This window comes from Sinomonas sp. P10A9 (assembly GCF_041022165.1).
Classification (GTDB): domain Bacteria; phylum Actinomycetota; class Actinomycetes; order Actinomycetales; family Micrococcaceae; genus Sinomonas; species Sinomonas puerhi.
Genome location: NZ_CP163302.1, coordinates 2,382,110 through 2,399,779 on the forward strand (window position 1 = coordinate 2,382,110; position 17,670 = coordinate 2,399,779).

General features: G+C 67.1%; 18 protein-coding genes. 10 read left to right on the forward strand and 8 right to left on the reverse strand.

Features of this window, described 5'->3' with window-relative positions; all coding sequences use genetic code 11:
* The first annotated feature begins 202 nt into the window (after positions 1-202).
* The 6 genes from aceE (at position 203) to fabF (ending at position 8,139) form a co-directional block, all read left to right on the forward strand.
* Positions 203-2,944 (forward strand): pyruvate dehydrogenase (acetyl-transferring), homodimeric type, encoded by a 2,742-nt coding sequence (aceE, locus tag AB5L97_RS10835; protein ID WP_307957604.1) that lies wholly within the window; start codon positions 203-205, stop codon positions 2,942-2,944.
* Between the two features lie 169 nt (positions 2,945-3,113).
* A complete protein-coding gene (locus tag AB5L97_RS10840; protein WP_369044698.1) occupies positions 3,114-4,352 on the forward strand; it encodes a PucR family transcriptional regulator in 1,239 nt (412 codons plus the stop codon).
* A 109-nt stretch (positions 4,353-4,461) separates the two neighbouring features.
* Positions 4,462-5,403, forward strand: coding sequence for an ACP S-malonyltransferase (locus AB5L97_RS10845; protein ID WP_307957602.1), 942 nt, complete (start codon positions 4,462-4,464; stop codon positions 5,401-5,403).
* Entirely contained in the window at positions 5,400-6,461 is a 1,062-nt protein-coding gene (locus tag AB5L97_RS10850; protein ID WP_307957601.1) for a beta-ketoacyl-ACP synthase III, read from the forward strand. The genes AB5L97_RS10845 and AB5L97_RS10850 overlap by 4 nt, the downstream gene beginning before the upstream one ends.
* Before the next feature lie 101 nt (positions 6,462-6,562).
* Positions 6,563-6,808, forward strand: coding sequence for an acyl carrier protein (locus tag AB5L97_RS10855; RefSeq protein ID WP_307957600.1), 246 nt, complete (start codon positions 6,563-6,565; stop codon positions 6,806-6,808).
* A 95-nt stretch (positions 6,809-6,903) separates the two neighbouring features.
* Positions 6,904-8,139, forward strand: coding sequence for a beta-ketoacyl-ACP synthase II (fabF, locus tag AB5L97_RS10860; RefSeq protein WP_307957599.1), 1,236 nt, complete (start codon positions 6,904-6,906; stop codon positions 8,137-8,139).
* Between the two features lie 116 nt (positions 8,140-8,255).
* On the opposite strand, the gene AB5L97_RS10865 is transcribed toward fabF, so the two are convergent.
* The 3 genes from AB5L97_RS10865 to dprA all read right to left on the reverse strand — a co-directional run bounded on the left by AB5L97_RS10865 (position 8,256) and on the right by dprA (position 11,321).
* Positions 8,256-8,759: a DUF3145 domain-containing protein gene (locus AB5L97_RS10865; RefSeq protein ID WP_307957598.1), complete on the reverse strand. Its 504-nt coding sequence runs from the start codon at positions 8,757-8,759 to the stop codon at positions 8,256-8,258.
* A 192-nt stretch (positions 8,760-8,951) separates the two neighbouring features.
* Positions 8,952-9,887, reverse strand: coding sequence for a tyrosine recombinase XerC (locus AB5L97_RS10870; RefSeq protein ID WP_369044699.1), 936 nt, complete (start codon positions 9,885-9,887; stop codon positions 8,952-8,954).
* A gap of 177 nt (positions 9,888-10,064) precedes the next feature.
* Positions 10,065-11,321, reverse strand: coding sequence for a DNA-processing protein DprA (dprA, locus tag AB5L97_RS10875; RefSeq protein WP_369044700.1), 1,257 nt, complete (start codon positions 11,319-11,321; stop codon positions 10,065-10,067).
* A gap of 139 nt (positions 11,322-11,460) precedes the next feature.
* On the opposite strand from dprA, the gene AB5L97_RS10880 reads away from it, so the two are divergent.
* Both AB5L97_RS10880 and AB5L97_RS10885 read left to right on the forward strand, forming a co-directional pair.
* Positions 11,461-11,835, forward strand: a complete 375-nt coding sequence (locus tag AB5L97_RS10880) for a hypothetical protein (protein ID WP_369044701.1) — start codon at positions 11,461-11,463, stop codon at positions 11,833-11,835.
* Between the two features lie 3 nt (positions 11,836-11,838).
* Positions 11,839-12,039: a hypothetical protein gene (locus AB5L97_RS10885; protein ID WP_369044702.1), complete on the forward strand. Its 201-nt coding sequence runs from the start codon at positions 11,839-11,841 to the stop codon at positions 12,037-12,039.
* A gap of 229 nt (positions 12,040-12,268) precedes the next feature.
* On the opposite strand, the gene AB5L97_RS10890 is transcribed toward AB5L97_RS10885, so the two are convergent.
* The 3 genes from AB5L97_RS10890 to AB5L97_RS10900 all read right to left on the reverse strand — a co-directional run bounded on the left by AB5L97_RS10890 (position 12,269) and on the right by AB5L97_RS10900 (position 13,931).
* On the reverse strand, positions 12,269-12,721 hold the full coding sequence (locus tag AB5L97_RS10890) for a hypothetical protein (protein WP_369044703.1): 453 nt from the start codon (positions 12,719-12,721) through the stop codon (positions 12,269-12,271).
* Positions 12,722-12,742: 21 nt separating this feature from the next.
* Positions 12,743-13,045, reverse strand: coding sequence for a hypothetical protein (locus tag AB5L97_RS10895; RefSeq protein WP_369044704.1), 303 nt, complete (start codon positions 13,043-13,045; stop codon positions 12,743-12,745).
* 226 nt (positions 13,046-13,271) lie between these two features.
* The gene (locus tag AB5L97_RS10900) at positions 13,272-13,931 is read right to left on the reverse strand and encodes an AbiV family abortive infection protein (protein WP_369044705.1); all 660 of its coding nucleotides are present in this window, start codon (positions 13,929-13,931) and stop codon (positions 13,272-13,274) included.
* 157 nt (positions 13,932-14,088) lie between these two features.
* Here AB5L97_RS10900 and AB5L97_RS10905 point away from each other — a divergent pair, with 157 nt between their 5' ends.
* Both AB5L97_RS10905 and AB5L97_RS10910 read left to right on the forward strand, forming a co-directional pair.
* Positions 14,089-14,286 (forward strand): hypothetical protein, encoded by a 198-nt coding sequence (locus AB5L97_RS10905; protein WP_369044706.1) that lies wholly within the window; start codon positions 14,089-14,091, stop codon positions 14,284-14,286.
* A gap of 38 nt (positions 14,287-14,324) precedes the next feature.
* Entirely contained in the window at positions 14,325-14,861 is a 537-nt protein-coding gene (locus tag AB5L97_RS10910; RefSeq protein WP_369044707.1) for a hypothetical protein, read from the forward strand.
* A 205-nt stretch (positions 14,862-15,066) separates the two neighbouring features.
* On the opposite strand, the gene AB5L97_RS10915 is transcribed toward AB5L97_RS10910, so the two are convergent.
* On the reverse strand, positions 15,067-16,449 hold the full coding sequence (locus tag AB5L97_RS10915; protein ID WP_369044708.1) for a phage major capsid protein: 1,383 nt from the start codon (positions 16,447-16,449) through the stop codon (positions 15,067-15,069).
* Between the two features lie 782 nt (positions 16,450-17,231).
* Complete coding sequence (locus tag AB5L97_RS10920) at positions 17,232-17,543, reverse strand: hypothetical protein (RefSeq protein WP_369044709.1); 312 nt, start codon at positions 17,541-17,543, stop codon at positions 17,232-17,234.
* Between the last annotated feature and the right edge of the window lie 127 nt (positions 17,544-17,670).

The window sequence follows — 17,670 nt, forward strand, 5'->3', positions numbered from 1 at the left end:
AAGTCCCCAACGGCGCAGCTTGGCTAACAAACCCTTCCCGGGCGCCGCTAGAGTGGCATCTGAACGCCCACGGCCCAAAAGACCCCTTGGTCCGGGGCGTCCACAGTACCAACGGCCCTGCACGCACAGGGCACCGCGACGAGACTGCCCGCCGCCGGCTGCCACCAGCTCCGGTCCAACGGGCTCGAAGAGAGGTTTGGACGTGTCTGTAGGAGAGGAAACCTCGCACATCCTCAGCGGCCTGACGAATCAGCTGCCGGACCGCGATCCCGATGAGACCGCCGAGTGGGTTGAGTCCCTCGACTCCCTGATCGAAGAGCACGGAACGGAGCGCGCGCAGTACATCATGCGTAGCCTCCTCCAGCGCGCGGGCTCACGCAGCGTTGGTGTCCCGATGGTCACCACGACCGACTTCGTGAACACCATCCCGGCGGATCAGGAGCCCGAATTCCCGGGCAACGAGGAATTCGAGCGCCGCTACCGCGCATACATGCGCTGGAACGCCGCCATCATGGTCCATCGCGCGCAGCGGCCGGGCATCGGCGTCGGCGGCCACATCTCGACCTACGCGGGAGCGGCGACGCTCTACGAGGTGGGCTTCAACCACTTCTTCCGCGGCAAGGACCACGCGGGCGGCGGCGACCAGATCTTCTTCCAGGGCCACGCCTCCCCCGGCATGTACTCACGCGCCTTCATGGAAGGGCGCCTGAGCGAAGAAGACCTCGACGGGTTCCGTCAGGAGAAGTCCAAGGAAGGCCACGCCCTCTCCTCGTACCCGCACCCGCGCATGATGCCGGAGTTCTGGGAGTTCCCGACGGTGTCTATGGGCATCGGGCCCATGAACGCGATCTACCAGGCGCAGACGAACCGCTACCTCCACAACCGCGGGATCAAGGACACCTCGGACCAGCACGTGTGGGCGTTCCTCGGCGACGGCGAGATGGACGAGCCCGAGAGCCGCGGCCTGCTCCAGCTCGCGGCCAACGAGAACCTCGACAACCTGACGTTCGTGGTCAACTGCAACCTCCAGCGCCTCGACGGGCCGGTGCGCGGCAACGGCAAGATCATCCAGGAACTCGAGGCCTTCTTCCGCGGTGCCGGCTGGAATGTGATCAAGGTCATCTGGGGCCGCGAGTGGGACAGCCTCCTGGCCCGCGACGACAACAACCAGCTCGTCAAGATCATGAACGAGACGCTCGACGGCGACTACCAGACCTACAAGGCCGAGTCCGGCGGATTCGTCCGCGACCACTTCTTCGGCAAGACGCCGGAGACCAAGGAGCTCGTCGCGGACTACACCGACGAGCAGATCTGGAACCTCAAGCGCGGCGGCCACGACTACTGGAAGGTCTACGCCGCCTACAAGGCTGCAACCGAGTTCAAGGGCAAGCCGACCGTGGTGCTCGCCATGACGGTCAAGGGCTACGGCCTGGGTCCGCACTTCGAGGGCCGCAACGCGACCCACCAGATGAAGAAGATGACCCTGCAGGACCTCAAGGACTTCCGCGACCACCTGCGGATCCCGATCCCGGACGAGCAGCTCGAGGCGAACCCCTACGAGCCCCCGTACTTCCACCCGGGCCAGGACGCTCCCGAGATCCAGTACATGATGCAGCGGCGCCAGGCGCTCGGCGGTTTCCTGCCGGAGCGGCGGGATCCGCACGAGGGCATTGCACTGCCCGCCGAAAAGTCCTTCGAGGTGGCCAAGCGCGGCTCTGGGAAGCAGCAGGCCGCGACCACGATGGCGTTCGTGCGGCTCCTCAAGGACCTCATGCGTGACAAGGAGTTCGGCAAGCGGATCGTTCCGATCGTTCCGGACGAAGCACGGACGTTCGGCATGGACGCGTTCTTCCCGACCGCGAAGATCTACAACCCCAAGGGCCAGAACTACCTGTCCGTGGACCGCGACCTCGTCCTCGCGTACAAGGAATCGCCAGAGGGGCAGATCCTCCACGCCGGCATCAACGAGGCGGGCTCCATCGCGGCGTTCACCGCGGCCGGAACCTCGTACGCGACGCACGGCGAGACCCTCGTTCCCGTCTATGTGTTCTACTCAATGTTCGGCTTCCAGCGCACGGGCGACGGGATCTGGGCAGCAGGCGACCAGATGGCCCGCGGCTTCATCATCGGGGCCACGGCGGGTCGCACTACCCTGACCGGCGAGGGCACCCAGCACGCGGACGGCCACTCCCCGCTCCTGGCCTCGACCAATCCGGCAGTCATCAGCTACGACCCGGCCTACGGGTACGAGATTGGCCACATCGTCAAGGCTGGCCTCGAGCGGATGTACGGCGGCAAGCACGAGCATCCGAATGTCATGTACTACCTCACGGTGTACAACGAGCCGATCGTCCAGCCCAAAGAGCCGGAGGAGCTCGACGTCGAGGGTCTGCTCAAGGGCATCTACCTCCTCGCACCGGCGAAGATCGACGGCCCCCGTACCCAGCTGCTTGCCTCCGGCGTCTCGGTGCCGTGGGCGCTCGAGGCCCAGCAGATCCTCGCGGAGGAGTGGGGCGTCTCCGCGGATGTCTGGAGCGTCACCTCGTGGACCGAGCTCCGCCGCGACGGCCTCGCCGCCGAGGAAGAGTCGTTCCTCAACCCGGGCCAGGAGCCGCGGGTGCCGTTCGTCACGCACCAGATGGCCGGCGCCACCGGACCGATCGTCGCCGTGACGGACTACATGAAGGCCGTTCCGGACCAGATCCGCCAGTTCCTGCCGAACGAGTTCGCCACCCTGGGCGCCGACGACTTCGGCTTCGCGGACACCCGGGCTGCAGCGCGCCGGTACTTCCACATCGACGCCCACTCCGTGGTGGTCCGGGCACTGCAGATGCTCGCCCGCCGCGGCGAGGTCGACGCCGACGTCCCGCGCCAGGCGTTCGACCGCTACCGTCTGTTGGACGTGAACGCAGGAACCACCGGTAGCGCGGGCGGCGACGCGTAGCGCGCATGAGCTGAGCCTCGGCGACCACCGACGACGGCGGCCCTCCCCACTGTGGGGAGGGCCGCCGTCGTGCGTCATCGGGTCGGTGCCCGACACGGTGTGGCCACGCACACGGCGTCTTGTAGCCTTCACACAAAACGGGCGGCTCGGGGTCGGTATGCTCGAGTGCATGGCGCAGCCTCAGCACCCCCCCGGCAGCGAGTCGAATGGCAAGCTGACCATCTCACCGGCCAAGGCAGAGACCGTGAAGAAGCTCCGTGCCAATGTCGGGCAGCTCTCGACGACGACGATGCGGGAGCTCGAGCGCGCCCTTCCGTGGTATTCGCGGCTCAGCGCCGACGAACGATCGGCCCTCGGCCTCGTGGCCCAGAACGGGATCGCCGCGTTCGTCACCTGGTACGAGCGCCCCACGCTTCCCACCTGGATCCTCTCGGACGTCTTCGGCACCGCGCCCACCGAGCTCACCCGCTCGATCAGCCTCCAGAAGGCGCTCCAGCTCATCCGGATCGTCGTCGAAACGGTCGAGGATCAGGTGCCGCATCTTGCTCCCGAGGAAGACCAGCCAGCACTCCGCGAGGCGGTGCTCAGGTACTCGCGAGAAGTCGCGTTCGCCGCCGCGGATGTCTACGCCCGAGCTGCAGAGACGCGCGGATCGTGGGACACCCGGCTCGAGGCGCTCATCGTCGACGCGGTCCTGAGGGGCGAGAACACCGATGCCCTCCGCTCGCGCATTGCGGCGCTCGGGTGGAAGGCACAGGAGCGCTTCACCGTCATGGTGGGCTCCTCGCCGCTCGAACCGAGCCCCACGTACGTGGGGGAGCTCCGCCGGGCTGCGGGACGGTACGCCCAGGACGCGCTCGTGGGCATCCAGGGAGATCGGCTCATCCTGATCCTCGGCGGCCTGCACGATGCGGAGCTCGCGCTGTCGCGCCTTGCAGAGCTTTTCGCGCCCGGCCCGGTGGTCTACGGTCCCGAGGCGGCAACGCTGCCCGAGACGAGCGCCTCCGCGCAGGCGGCCTTCGCCGGCCTCTCGGCAGCACGCGCTTGGCCCAACGCTCCGCGGCCCGTCTCGGCCGAAGACCTCTTGCCCGAGCGGGTCGCGGCCGGCGACGACGCGGCACGGCGGGCCCTCGTGCAGAAGATATACCGCCCGCTCGTGGCAGCCTCGAACGGGCTCGTCGAGACCCTCAGCGCGTACTTCGAGCTCGGGCACTCGCTCGAGGCAACCGCGCGCGAGCTGTTCGTGCACGCCAACACGGTCCGATACCGCCTGCGTCGGGTCAGCGACGTCACGGGGTGGGATCCCCTCCTGCCCCGCGAAGCCTTCGTGCTGCAGACGGCCCTCGTCGTCGGGCGCCTCGCCGCATCCCCGAAACCGCCCACTGAACGGCAAGCGTCACGCTCCTGATGTCCCCTCCCCCGGAGAGCCTCGTTGTAGACTTCCCACAAATGGCGTCCTGCAGCTTGGTGGGCGTCCCCTCCGCTCCGAGACGCTCTGATTTGGAAAGCTTGGTTACGTGCTAGCAATTGTCTGCCCTGGACAGGGCTCCCAGACGCCAGGGTTCCTGGCCCCCTGGCTCGAGCTGCCCTCCGTCGCCGAGCGCCTCGGTGCCCTCGGCGAGGTCGCCGGCCTAGATCTGGTGGCCCACGGGACGACCTCGGACGAGGAGACGATCAAGGACACCGCCGTCGCGCAGCCGCTCATTGTGGCCGCCGGCATCGTTGTGGCCGAGGCAATGTTCGACGTCGACCTGTCCGAGCTCCCCGTCGTGCTGGCAGGGCACTCTGTCGGAGAGATCACGGCGTCTGCCCTGGCTGGCGTCCTGAGCGCAGAGGACGCGATGCGGTTCGTCGCGACCCGTGCGCGGGGCATGGCGCGGGCCGCGGCGGTAACGCCGACCGGCATGAGCGCCGTGGTCGGAGGCGATCGGGACGAAGTGCTCGCCGCGATCTCCGCCGCCGGTGCCGAGCCCGCGAACGTCAACGGCGGCGGCCAGGTCGTGGCTGCCGGAACCTTCGACCAGCTCAAGGCCCTCGCTGACCATCCCCCCGCCAAGGCGCGGGTCATCCCGCTCAAGGTTGCCGGCGCGTTCCACACCCAACACATGGCCTCCGCCGTCGCGGACCTCGAGGCGCTCCGCCCGGAGCTCGCGGTCAATGACCCGGCCGTTCCGCTCCTGTCGAACTACGACGGCGCCGAGGTGGCCTCGGGGAACAACGCCGTTGCGAGCCTCATTGCCCAGGTGTCGCGCCCGGTCCGCTGGGACCTCTGCATGGACACCCTTTCGGCGCGCGGCGTCACCGGCCTCATCGAGCTGACCCCGGCCGGCACCCTCGTGGGCCTCGCCAAGCGCGGTATGCCCGGTGTTAAGACCGTGGCTGTCAAGACCCCTGCCGACGTCGATGCCGCCCTCGGGCTGTTCGCCGCCGACGCCCAGAGCGACAAGGAAACGGTATGACTACCCCCACGCTGAAGCAGGCTGAGACCAACGCGCACTCCCGGATTCTCGGCATCGGAGGGTACCGCCCGTCCGTGGTCGTCACCAACGACGACGTCTGCCAGTGGATCGACTCCTCCGATGAGTGGATCCGCCAGCGCACGGGCATCGTGACCCGCCGCCGCGCGCCCGAGGACGTCACCGTCCTCGACATGGCCGAGGGTGCTGCGCGTGATGCTCTCGCGTCTGCCGGCATCCAGGCCAGCCAGTTGGGCGCCGTCATCGTCTCGACCGTCTCGCACCCGTACGCGACGCCGTCCGCAGCCGCTGCGCTCGCGGACCGCCTCGGCGCGACGCCAGCGCCCGCCTTCGACATCTCCGCGGCATGCGCGGGCTACTGCTACGGCATTGCCCAGGCCGACGCGCTCGTGCGGTCTGGGGCTGCGGACTATGTGCTGGTCGTCGGGGCCGAGAAGCTCAGCGACCTCATCGACAACACCGAGCGGAGTATCTCGTTCCTGCTCGGCGACGGCGCGGGCGCCGTCGTGATCGGGCCGTCCGAGACTCCCGGGATCGCTCCGTCTGTCTGGGGCTCCGACGGGAGCAAGTGGAACGTCATCGGGATGACCCACTCGCTCCTGGATGTCCGCGACCTCTCCGAAGAGGCTGAGCGCAACGGCGCGAGCAACGCCGCCGCTGTGCTGGGCACGGAGGCCAAGATCTGGCCGACGCTTCGCCAGGACGGCCAGAGCGTCTTCCGATGGGCCGTGTGGGAGATGGCCAAGGTAGCCAAGCGTGCGCTGGACGCCGCAGGCCTCCAGCCCGAGGACCTCGGCGCGTTCGTGCCGCATCAGGCGAACATGCGCATCATCGACGAGATGGTCAAGCAGCTCAAGCTGCCTGAGTCCGTCCTCGTGGGCCGGGACATCGCCGACGCTGGAAACACCTCCGCGGCCTCGATCCCGCTCGCCACGCTCCGCCTCCTCGAGGAGCATCCGGAACTCCATGGCAAGCCAGCCCTGCAGATCGGCTTCGGCGCGGGCCTCGTGTTCGGCGCCCAGGTTGTGATTCTCCCCTGAAACCATGGCGCGCTCCTCACGGTGCGCGTCGAGACCATGCCGCGGAACGCGGCTGGAAACCCTGATCCGGCCACCGCCGGGAACCAAGAGAAGGAGCCGACATGGCAAGCAACGAAGAGATCCTCGCCGGTCTGGCCGAGATCGTCAACGAGGAGACGGGCCTCGCGACCGACGCGGTCCAGCTGGACAAGTCCTTCACGGACGACCTCGACATCGACTCGATCTCGATGATGACCATTGTGGTCAACGCCGAGGAGAAGTTCGGCGTGCGCATCCCCGATGAGGAAGTCAAGAACCTGACGACGGTCGGCGACGCTGTCGACTTCATCGCCAAGGCCCAGGCCTAAGCACGGCTCCCGGCGGCCGACGCACGTGCGCCGGCCGCCGATTGTTTCCCGCCAGCGGCGCTGGCAACCTGTAATGCAGACGAAAGTAGCGAAGCATGGCGCGCAAAGTTGTTGTGACCGGCCTCGGTGCCACGACGCCGATCGGCGGCGATGTCCCCACCCTGTGGCAGAACGCACTCAAGGGAGTCTCCGGTGTCCGCAGGCTCACCGATGACTGGGTCGAGAAGTACGAGCTGCCGGTCAAGATCGCTGCCAAGCTCTCCACTCCCGCCGACGAGGTCTTGAGCCGCGTCGAGATGAAGCGCATGGACCCCTCGACCCAGTACGGCGTCATCGCAGCCCGCGAGGCGTGGAGGGACTCCGGCATCGAGGAGGTCGACCACGACCGCCTCGCGGTTGCCTTCGCAACCGGAATCGGCGGCGTCTGGACTCTCCTGAGCGCGTGGGACACTCTCAAGGAGAAGGGACCACGCCGAGTCCTGCCCATGACCGTTCCCATGCTCATGCCCAACGGCGTGGCGGCGGCAGTGAGCCTGGATCTCGGTGCACGCGCCGGGGCCCACACCCCCGTCTCGGCGTGTGCATCGGGCACCGAGGCCATGGCCGTCGGACAGGAGCTCATCCGCTCAGGCAAGGCTGATGTGGTCATGGTCGGCGGAGCCGAAGCTGCGATCCACCCGATGCCGCTCGCCTCGTTCGCTGCAATGCAGGCTCTCTCCAAGCGCAACGACGATCCGGAACGTGCCTCGCGTCCCTACGACATCGACCGCGATGGGTTCGTCATGGGCGAAGGCGCCGGCGCGCTCGTGCTCGAGGCGGAGGAACACGCCCTCGCCCGCGGTGCGCGCATCTACGCAGAGCTCATCGGTACCTCGGTGACTGCCGACGCGTACCACATCACCGCGCCAGACCCCGAGGGCCTCGGCGCAACCCGTGCCCTCAAGGCCGCGATGTTCGACGCACGTGTCCAGCCCGAGGACATCGTGCACGTCAACGCCCATGCGACGTCCACACCCGTAGGCGACAAGCCCGAGTACACGGCGCTCAAGGCCGCACTGGGCAACCACGTGGACCAGGTGGCAGTCTCGGCCACCAAGTCCCAGATGGGCCATCTCCTCGGCGCCTCGGGCGCCGTAGAGGCCGTGCTCACGGTGCTCGCGGTGAAGGAACGCAAGGCTCCTGCCACCATCAACCTCGAGCACCAGGATCCCGAGATCCCGCTCGACGTCGTCACCACCGCCAGGGACCTCCCGAAGGGCGATATCGTGGCGCTGAGCAACTCGTTCGGCTTCGGCGGGCACAATGCGGTCATCGTGATCCGCAACCACTGACGCGTTCGCCGCGCGGATTTTCGGCCGCTCAGGGTGACGTCAACTGTACCTGCACCGTGAAGGGGCCCGCCGTTCGGCGGGCCCCTTCGTCGTTGTAGCCGGACGAGTCTGCGGTGTCAGCCGACCTGGTGGAGCCAGCGGACCGGCGCGCCTTCGGCGGCGTGCCTGAAGGGCTCGAGCTCCTCGTCCCAGGCCTCGCCGAGAGCCAGAGAGAGCTCGTGGTAGACGACGCTCGGATCGCCGGCACCGGCCTCATAGGCGTAGCGAATGCGGTCCTCGGATATCACGATGTTCCCGTGGACGTCCGTCATCGAGTGGAAGATACCCAGCTCGGGAGTGTGGGACCAGCGGGCGCCGTCCACGCTGGGGCTCGGCTCCTCAGTTACCTCGTAGCGCAGATGGGCCCAGCCGCGTAGCGCCGAGGCCAGTTGAGCACCGGTTCCGGGCTTGCCAGCCCAAGACAACTCGGCGCGAAGCATCCCCGGAGCGGCTGGCTGAGCCGTCCAGTCAAGGTCGGTCCGCTTGTCAACGACCGAGCCGATGGCCCACTCAACGTGAGGGCACAGCGCGCTCGGTGCCGAGTGCACGAACAGCAGTCCACGGGTCATCACTGCAGACATTCCATCCTCCATCGCTGTCGGTACGTCTTCCCCTACGACCGTCAGCAGGCGGTGTCCAGCGACCTGCGGCTATTGAGTTGTCTGCCTCCTGCTGGCCGAGAGCCGCTCCGAGCGACTCACGGCGACCGCGCTAGAGGCCGTTTCGCGACCATTCTGCCCGACCGCGGCCCGATATGCCAGTAGCCCGGCCGTCTATGCGCGCGGGTGCGCCGCGAGATAGCTCGCCCGGAGCCTCTCCACGGATACGTGGGTGTAGAGCTGGGTGGTTGCGAGGCTCGCATGGCCGAGGAGTTCCTGGACGCTGCGAAGGTCCGCTCCGCCGTCGAGGAGATGGGTTGCTGCGGTGTGCCTCAGAGCGTGGGGCCCCCGGGCCGAGGTATCGCCCAGCTCCCGGAGCGCGCTGTCGACGACGTCGCGGGCCTGCCGCTGTCCGAGCCGCCCGCCGCGCTTCCCGAGGAAGAGTGCGGATCCACTGTCCGCGTTCAGGAGTGCGGCACGGGCACCCAGCCACCGGACGAGGGCGTCCGCGGCCGGCACCCCGAAGGGCACCGTGCGCTGCTTGTTCCCCTTGCCCAGCACGCGCAAAGTCCTGCGTTCGAGGTCGATCTCGTCGACGTCGAGCCCAACGAGCTCGCCGACTCGTATCCCGGTCGCGTAGAGCAGCTCGAGGACTGCCATGTTGCGCACTGCGACCGGATCGCCGGCCAGCGCCGCGTCGGCCGCCGTATGGACGAGGCGCTCGGCCTGATCCTGGTGGAGGACTTCGGGCAGGTGCTGCTGACGCTTGGGCGCCGCGAGTCTGATCGAGGGATCCGCATCAATGTACCCCTCCCGCGCTGCCCACCCGAGGAAGGAGCGGGCCGCGGCAGACCTGCGCGCCAGAGTGGATCTCGACAGACCCGCTTCGCTCTGTCGCCCGAGCCAGCGACGCAGCATCCGCAGGTCGATGCCGCTGAGGTCCACAGCGCCGTCCTCTGCCGCGGAGCCCAGCATCGCCCTCAGGTCGGATTCGTAGGCCCGGACGGTGTGTTCCGAGCGGGATCGTTCGAGGGCGAGGTAACGCAGGAAGGCTGCCAGCGGAACAGTCAGCGGATCCACGGAGTCGGGCCGTGGCTCACCACCGCTCATGCCCCGCCCCCTCACAATGCGTTCTTCCGTGTCCTGCGTCGCATCCCGCTACCCATCTTCTCCCGCGCACTCCTGCAGGCGGCGGAGGCAGGCGAGCCGACACGCTCGGGGCGCCGTAGGGCAGGCCTTCCCACCAGGTACGCCTCGACGCCGCGCGGCACCTTCCCTGCTCCTCCATCACGCCTCCCGTGTCCGTCGCCACCCGCCCTCGGATCGTTCGGCCATCCCGAGCAGCGAGAGCCTTCCCAACCCGGCACGAACCTCGGCCTCGCTCAGTCCCGCCACCACGGCCAGGTGCTCGAGTTGTGAACCACGCCGCACCGGCAACGCCTCAAGGACCATGAGGTCGACGAGGGAGAGTCCGTCGTGTGGCTTCGTCGGGGTGTCCCGCTCCTCAGGGAGCCCCTCGCCCGCCGGTGCAATGAGCTCGTACGCCTCCTTCGCCTCGGTGACACACATGGCGCCATCACGGAGGAGGCCGTGGCATCCGGCCGAATTGGCGCTGTACACGGACCCGGGAACCGCTGCGACCTGCCGCCCAAGGTCCACAGCCCTCCGCGCGGTGCTGAGCGCACCTGATCTCCAACGCGCTTCGACGACAACCGTCAGCATCGACATCGCGGCGATGAGTCGATTCCTCTTGAGGAATCGATGTTTGGAGGGGGCGGCCCCCGGCGGAAGCTCAGAAATGAGATGCCCCCGCCGGGCGACCTCCCTGAGCAGCTCCTCGTGCCCCGAGGGGTAGTAACGGTCGACTCCCCCAGCCAGGACGGCCATCGTGGGCACCGACGGGCCGGACGACGTCAGCGCCGCGCGGTGGGCCTGTCCGTCGATTCCGTATGCGCCTCCGCTGACGACCGTCACACCGAAGTCGGCGAGTCCACGCGCCAGCTCTCCTGCCATTGAGAGCCCGTAGCCCGTGGCGTCCCTTGAACCGACGACAGCAACGCACCGCTCCGTGTCGGGCAACGGCTCCTCGCCGCGGACCCACAGGCACAGTGGCCCGTCAGTTCCAAGCTCGGTGAGTCCGACGGGCCATTCGGCATCCTCGGGAATGACGAGCCTTCCGCCGAAGCGCGCGATGGTTTCGAGGTCACGTTCGGGTGCAAGGTGCGCCACTCTGGGACTCCACCTCTCAAGGGCTGCGGCCAGGCCGCCGCCAGCCTTTCCTGTGCCCGACTGAAGAGTTGCAGCCGGGCCTCTGCCCGCGCCGTCCAGAACCCGCGCCAGAGCAGCAAGGTCGTCGGCCGGCGCTTGCCCACTGGCGATCCTGAGTGCCTCGAGGGGGCCGAAGGCCTCCACGAGAAGCATCCCCACGGGGTCGAGCGGCTCGAAGAGCCGAGAAAGTGCTGCGCGCGCGATTCGTGTCTGGTCCATGTCTCGCCCCTCTGCGGCGCCGATCCAGCCGCCGCGTTCCTGATGTGTGGTCTTCATGCCGCACCCACCGCCTGACGGAGAAGCAAGGCCTGCCCCACCTCGTCGTCGCCGGGCCGGTCAATGCCCGCGAGGTCCGCCACCGACCAGGCGAGAGCGAGCACAACGCACTCGCCTAGCTGGGAATGAGGTACCGATCATGTCCACAACAACCTTCGCCGTCGGCCTCCGCGTCACGAGCCGCAGCTTCGGCCCTGGAGTCGTGAAGTCGTCGCCCGCGGCCGGTGCCGCGCTGGTCGAGTTCGACGGCGGCCAGACGGTCATGCTCCGTGCCGCCGACCTCCGTCTGCACGTCACTGCGGCCGAAGTTCACGAGGGCGGGCGCTTCTATTACGTGCGCGACGTCGTCGAATTCGCGGTGGAGAACGGGCTCGACGTCCTCGAGGTCTTCGCCGCCGTCGTGGAGGTGCTCGAGGCTGAGCGTCCCGCCGTCCGTGGTCAGCGCGACCTCGGTGTCCTCGACGCGCACCTTGGCGAGGCCTTCCCTGCCGCAGATGCGGTGGGTCAGGATTAGGCCATGGACCGCGCGGAGGACACCGGATACGCCTTACGGCTACAACATGCAAGCGATCATGCCGAGAAGAACGGCTTCAAGCTTCGGCAGACAGGTGAGACGTTCTGGCTCGAGAACACCCGCGACGGTCGGCGGATCCAAGACCCTGCTAGCATGGGCGACCTCGAGGCAGTAGAGGCCTATCTGCACCAGTTTGACGCGTGATGGCCCCTCTACTTTCGCCGTCGGCTCCGCCTCTGGCAGGGCGGCTGGCTGAACTTCTCGAGATCGGGCGCGTCTGTGTCAGAGCGCGTGCGGACGCCTCCCAAAGGGTTCGCAGCCGTCTCGTCGCTTCCTGAGCCCCCCTGCCGGCTGCCTGTATTGGGCACAGGTGGTCATTGGCTTCGCGGGCACGCTGACGGGTCGGCCCGCCGCGCGGCGATCCCGGGTTCGGTCAGGCTAGAAGTTCGCCTGACTGGAACGCCGACTTCACGGCTTCGTGCGATGCGTGGAGGCTATCGAGGCTGATGGCGCGCAGGCCGCCCCTGTACCGCACGTCGCAGCTGGCAACGTGAAGATAGGTGTAGTCATGGTTAATCGCCGGGTAGAGGAATGTCACGATCTCGTCTACGCCCAATCTGGTGGCGCGCGGGCCAATACCGCCATAGCTGTGCTTGGTCACAAACCGGTCTTCCGGGCGCAACCTGTGGTCAATGGCCTGAAGTCGCATTCGATCATCAAAGATGGGATCGCTGACAAACGACGCCTTGACTAGGTGATACGCCGCATAGAAGAGTGCGACCGCCGCCCATTCATGTCGAACCTCGAACAATGTGTCGCCGAGGCCTCCGTGGACCTCGGCGCGCTCGACCATCTTGGCCGGGTCGGTCAGGCCGTCCCCCATCATCTTCCCCGCCCCCTGATCGAGTCACGCCCGCCAGACTGTTGTCGAGTCTGACCCTGACGGCTCGTCCGATAGGTCGCCCTCCCTGGCTAACGTGAACTCGAGGGAGAACTCGTCATAGTGCGCTATCCGAACATCCATCAGGGCGCCCACGGCGGCGAGTTGCGCCTCGCGCGAGTTGTCCCTTAGCGCAACCTCCACGAAGCATGCGAGTGTCGCATCGTCGAATGTTGACCTCACCCAGTAAGCGGCCGAGTCTCCTAGATGAGCAAGCACCTCATCAACGACTTCCTTTGCGGCCGCATCTGGGACCAACGCGAAGATCATGCCCACCACTCTAGGCCTGATTTTCACGAAGGAGATGAATTACAAAGCTGAAATTTCGCTCTGAGTATGGCTGGCGTGGGGTCCGGTACGACGTGTGGCTCGTTCGGATGAAGGCCTCTACGACGGCCAGAGTCTCGCCTTCGATCCTAATCGTCATGCGAGCGTCACAAAGCGGAGACGGTAAAGTGGGAGCTCCGGGGCCGGGGTCAGGACGAGGCGCGCGATCTTAGAGTTCTCCGCCGTCCTTGCGACCGCCAAGGACGTCTGCTGGTTTGTGAAACCCATCCTTCGGTCTGCCAAGTTGAATCAGTGGTTCCCATATTTCGTGCGTCCAGTCCGGATCTTCGCCGGAGTTCTGCATGCGCACGTGGTCTTCGACGAAGAGCATATTCGCGGCCTGCACAATTTCTAGGATGAATGAGAGCACGCCGTCATCACCGACTGACCGGGGAGATTCGACAACACCGTTACGGAGATCTACGTAGAATCCCGCCTGCTTCATCAGGTTGTAGTTCTTGGCTTCTTGCTGGAGCTGCTTGGATGACTTCGACTGCTCACGATAGCGAGCGAACCAGTAGTCCCACATCATGCTTCCGCCCTGACCGTATGCGGCGGCATCAGCGAGCTTCGATGCATGGTGTTTCGCTGAGCTTACGAAGTCTGCTGGAAGTCTTGTTTCCGGTCGGTCATCGCGCCAGCTTACTTCCGCTGCTGAGTAGAGCCGCCAGGCCTTTCCTAGTTCCTCGGCCGCGAGCACCGCGAGCGACTGCGCCCTGCCTGCAGAACCGCTCGCAAGGAGGGTGCTGGCGTCGCGGAGCAACTGGACAACGTTGTCCATGAGCGCGCGCCACCACTGTCTTGCGAGATCGGATGAGATTGTCTGCACACCGAACAGGCTACTCTCGGTCCGCTGGTCGTGTATCGGCCCTCAGGTGCACACTGCCGTCATGCATACCGCGACGATGCCCGAACGCGATATACCACAGCCCGTCTCGGCGCCTGAGCCTCGGGGGCACGTGACGCGGCCGGCCAAGGCTCTACCCGTGTGGGTGAACGTACCGACCGACGACGGCGGCGAGGCGATGACAAAGGGTTTCGCGCTCGCCTGGACCCGCGCGCTGGTCAGGGTGCAAGTGCTCTGGCCGAAGGAGTACTACCACGCGGCAACCGAGTTCTGGGTGACCGCTTCGAGGGTGACGCGCCGCGTGATCGAGCCGCAATGGCTCGGGACGAGGCCATAGGGCAGGACGGCCGGAGCATTGGGAGTACCGTGTGCGTCATGACTGATCCCGCTGCACCCTGGATTGCCCTTATCGGCGTGACGCTCGGCGGCACAATATCTTGGCTGGTCAACCTCAATGCCCAAAGCCGCCAGGATGCGCGCGACCGAGTCAGGCGGACGAGTGAGCTGGCGGAATCACGGCGGGCGGAATGGCGTACCGCTGTATCTGGGTTCCTCGGTGCAACGATGACGGCCGAGGGACGCATGTGGGAGGCGGAGAATGTCCGACGGCTGCTATCAAAGGCGTCTACAGCCAGCGAGGTGGCCATGCACCAACGGCATCTTGATGAGTTGCACGGCCTAGCCGCCGACGCGTGTGAGCTCGCTGCCAAAGAGTTGTTTATCGTCGCGCTGGATGCTCCAGAATTGAGGGAGGATGCAGAGCGACTTTATGGGCTAATCGTCAATCCTGAAGACTTCGGACAGTCGCCCAGCGATCCTGCAGCGCTCGGAGAGACCCGTGTCCAGGCCCGGAATGCGGTTGTTGAAAGCGCACGGCATTTCCTGGCCATCGAGGTTACGGGCCGGGACTAGCGCCCGTTCTACCGCGTTTCACGGAGGCTCAGCGCCTCCTTGATCGCCGCGTGCAGGCTGGAAGAGTTGAGGGGTGCTGGCCCCCTGCCCTCGCCATGAGTCGGGCAGGGGAGCCAGCGTGGCCGCGCGAGCCCCGTGGGCACTGTGGCTCGAGCGCGGCCAGGACGGGCGCCGCCGAGGAGAAGGCGGCGGCGCCCGTCCGGTCTTAGGAGAAGCTGGGTGCCGTAAGGCCGGACCCCGAAACCTGCACGATGCCGGACGGGTAGCGTCCAGCGGTGAAGGCGACGTAGTTGTAGACCTGGAGGACGACCTCGAGGTTCTGGCCCTTAACCTCCATGAGGGCGCGGGTGCGGATGCCGCCCTCGAAGAGGATCGAGTCCGAGGCGCGCATCACGAGGATGACGTCCTGGTTCGTGCCCGCGCCGAGGTTGGTCGGCAGGTTCGCGTCCGTGATGACCGGCAGGCCCTGCACGTTGCCGACGACGCCCTGCGAGGCGACCTCGTCGAGGACGCCCATGGCGTTGCGGCCCTCCTGGGGGCTCGGCAGGAAGAGCGGGCGGCCCTGGGAGTCGCGCGCGGCGAGGAGGCCGCCCCAGCGGCGGGGGTGCATGATGATCGCCGTCGGCGGCGCGAAACGGTTCACGTGCACGAGCTGGATCGCGTTGGCGATCGCGGCGTACATCGTGCCCGCGTTCTGGGTCGTGTCCGAGTAGGTCACGGTGCCGATGCCGGCCGTGCCGAGGATGCCGAGCACCTGACCGGACGCGTTGGAGCCGTTGATTACCTGGAGGTCGAGCTTCTGGTTGTAGTCCGCCACGAGGTCCTGGAAGATCACCTGGTCGAAGTTGATCGGGCTCTGCTCGATGAGCTGGAGCGCGACCGACTGCTGGCCCGCGATCGTCTTGACGTTCGCCTGCACCGAGGTGTCCGTGATGTCCGTCTGCTGGACCGCGGCATTGTCCGCGGTCTGGATCGCAGTGGCGCCACCGGTGGCGATCTTCGGGATGTTGATCGAGTCCGTGCCGCCGGGGAGCGCCTGGTTCGACACGGCGTTAGCCGTCGCGCGGCCCGGGCGGGCGTAGGCGATCCACTCGTTCATGAGCCAGAGGGGCGGGACGAAGTCGCCGCCCTGGCCGACGTTGCGGTTCAGGTCGACGCGGTATTCGGCCGTGCCCGCGAGCTCGACCGACATTTCCTTCGTGTGCCGCTGGAGACGGGCGCGGGCCTCGCCCGAGGCGTCGGCGTTGGACGCGACGCGGAGCTGGTCGAGGACCATCGAGTGCCGCCCGACCTTGGAGTAGGTCAGCGGCTCGCCCGTGACCGAGACGGATGCCGTGCGCGAGGGTGCCCCTCGGAGCACTGCGGCGCCGGCGGTGGGACGGCTCGCGGGGACATCGGTGAGCTCGCGGATGCGTCCGATCACCTCGCCGAGCTCGTCCGAGACGCGGCGGTGCTCGGCGTCCTCGGCGTCGGTCAGGTACTCGTCGCCGCGCGCCTCGACGGCGTCGGTGATCGCTGTGCGCCTGGCCATGAGCTCGTCACGGCGCGCCCACAGGCGGGAGAGCATGGGATCGCTGGAAACAGACATTGGGGGCACTCCGAACCGGCGCTCAACGCGGAATGCGGAGCGCCTGACGGCGGGAAGGGGAATGCGCATCGGGCGTAGCTCGCCCCTGCGCTCTCTTCCGCGTCCCAGTGCCAGGTGATGCGGACCGCTGCTCCAGTGCCAGGAGTCAGCCGGCGCGGCCGTGAGAGCCGCTTCCCTTGCGGGATCTCTCCCGCGCAGCTCCAGTCCAGGAGTCTGCTCGCCGTTGGGCTGGGTAGCCCCGACTTCCCGCGCTATCTGCGCTGTCGGCCTGCCCCGGTTTAACGACGAACGGCGCCCCATGAGGACGCCGTGACCGGGAACGTACGGCCTGTGTGGGCCGTAGAGCTCCATTGTTTCATGACCCAACGACAATCGTCCACGAACGACACGCCGAATCAGGGCGAATGTCCACGAATCGTCACGAAATGTCCACGACGTGACGCGAAAACCGCCGAATCATGCGGATGCCACGTCACGCTCGGGAAATTTTCATTCGGAGGGAGAAATGGAAAAGACTGGTGAGGTCGGGCGAGGGCCCCCCGGTTCAGAAACCAGCCCGATTTCCAGCCGGTACCCTCCCACTGGGTGGCACGGGACTCCCCCAGCCTGTAACCCCAGCCTCGGCACTGCCGCCGGGTTGCTGCCTTTGCGTCCACCGCCCGCCCGGCGCGGCGCGCTCGCTCACTGCGCACACAGACGAGCACACACAGTGGGCGGGGAGGGCGCGAATACCACCCCGTCTGGGTCCTCCCGCAGGAGGACCCGCTGTTCGGAACTGGCCTTCAGTCGCCCTCCCCGCGCCAGCGGCGCGCCAATTCGGCATCGGAGTCGATCCCGCTCTTGAGAAGCTGGCGCCGCCAGGTATCCATGGCCAGCTCCCGGGATCCCAGGAGGTCAATGAGCATCCCGGCGACCGTGCCGGCCATCACCGTCGTGACGCTCAGCGCCCAATCCATGGGGTCCCCCTGCTCCGCGACCATCGCTCGGAATCCGGGTCCCAGGTCCCCTGATGCCAGCATCTCCGTGACGAGTGCCTGTGCATCACGCACGCGCCCTAAGGCGATCTCGCGGCTCCTCAGCTCCTCGTCGTTCACCTGTCCCCCTCCTTCGTCTTCGCAGCCTCCTGTGCCGCCCGCCGTGCCCGTGCATGCCGGGCCCGGACGGGGCATGCCCTGTCGTGGGTCCATCGGCCCTCGGCGTCGAACTCCCCGGGACATGCGA

Coding starts and splice junctions, on each gene's coding strand:
- AB5L97_RS10840 (WP_369044698.1), top strand. CDS start 3,114: ATGGCGCAGCCTCAGCACCCCCCCGGCAGCGAGTCGAATGGCAAGCTG.
- AB5L97_RS10850 (WP_307957601.1), top strand. CDS start 5,400: ATGACTACCCCCACGCTGAAGCAGGCTGAGACCAACGCGCACTCCCGG.
- AB5L97_RS10855 (WP_307957600.1), top strand. CDS start 6,563: ATGGCAAGCAACGAAGAGATCCTCGCCGGTCTGGCCGAGATCGTCAAC.
- fabF (WP_307957599.1), top strand. CDS start 6,904: ATGGCGCGCAAAGTTGTTGTGACCGGCCTCGGTGCCACGACGCCGATC.
- AB5L97_RS10865 (WP_307957598.1), bottom strand. CDS start 8,759: ATGTCTGCAGTGATGACCCGTGGACTGCTGTTCGTGCACTCGGCACCG.
- AB5L97_RS10870 (WP_369044699.1), bottom strand. CDS start 9,887: ATGAGCGGTGGTGAGCCACGGCCCGACTCCGTGGATCCGCTGACTGTT.
- dprA (WP_369044700.1), bottom strand. CDS start 11,321: ATGAAGACCACACATCAGGAACGCGGCGGCTGGATCGGCGCCGCAGAG.
- AB5L97_RS10880 (WP_369044701.1), top strand. CDS start 11,461: ATGTCCACAACAACCTTCGCCGTCGGCCTCCGCGTCACGAGCCGCAGC.
- AB5L97_RS10885 (WP_369044702.1), top strand. CDS start 11,839: ATGGACCGCGCGGAGGACACCGGATACGCCTTACGGCTACAACATGCA.
- AB5L97_RS10890 (WP_369044703.1), bottom strand. CDS start 12,721: ATGATGGGGGACGGCCTGACCGACCCGGCCAAGATGGTCGAGCGCGCC.
- AB5L97_RS10895 (WP_369044704.1), bottom strand. CDS start 13,045: ATGATCTTCGCGTTGGTCCCAGATGCGGCCGCAAAGGAAGTCGTTGAT.
- AB5L97_RS10910 (WP_369044707.1), top strand. CDS start 14,325: ATGACTGATCCCGCTGCACCCTGGATTGCCCTTATCGGCGTGACGCTC.
- AB5L97_RS10915 (WP_369044708.1), bottom strand. CDS start 16,449: ATGTCTGTTTCCAGCGATCCCATGCTCTCCCGCCTGTGGGCGCGCCGT.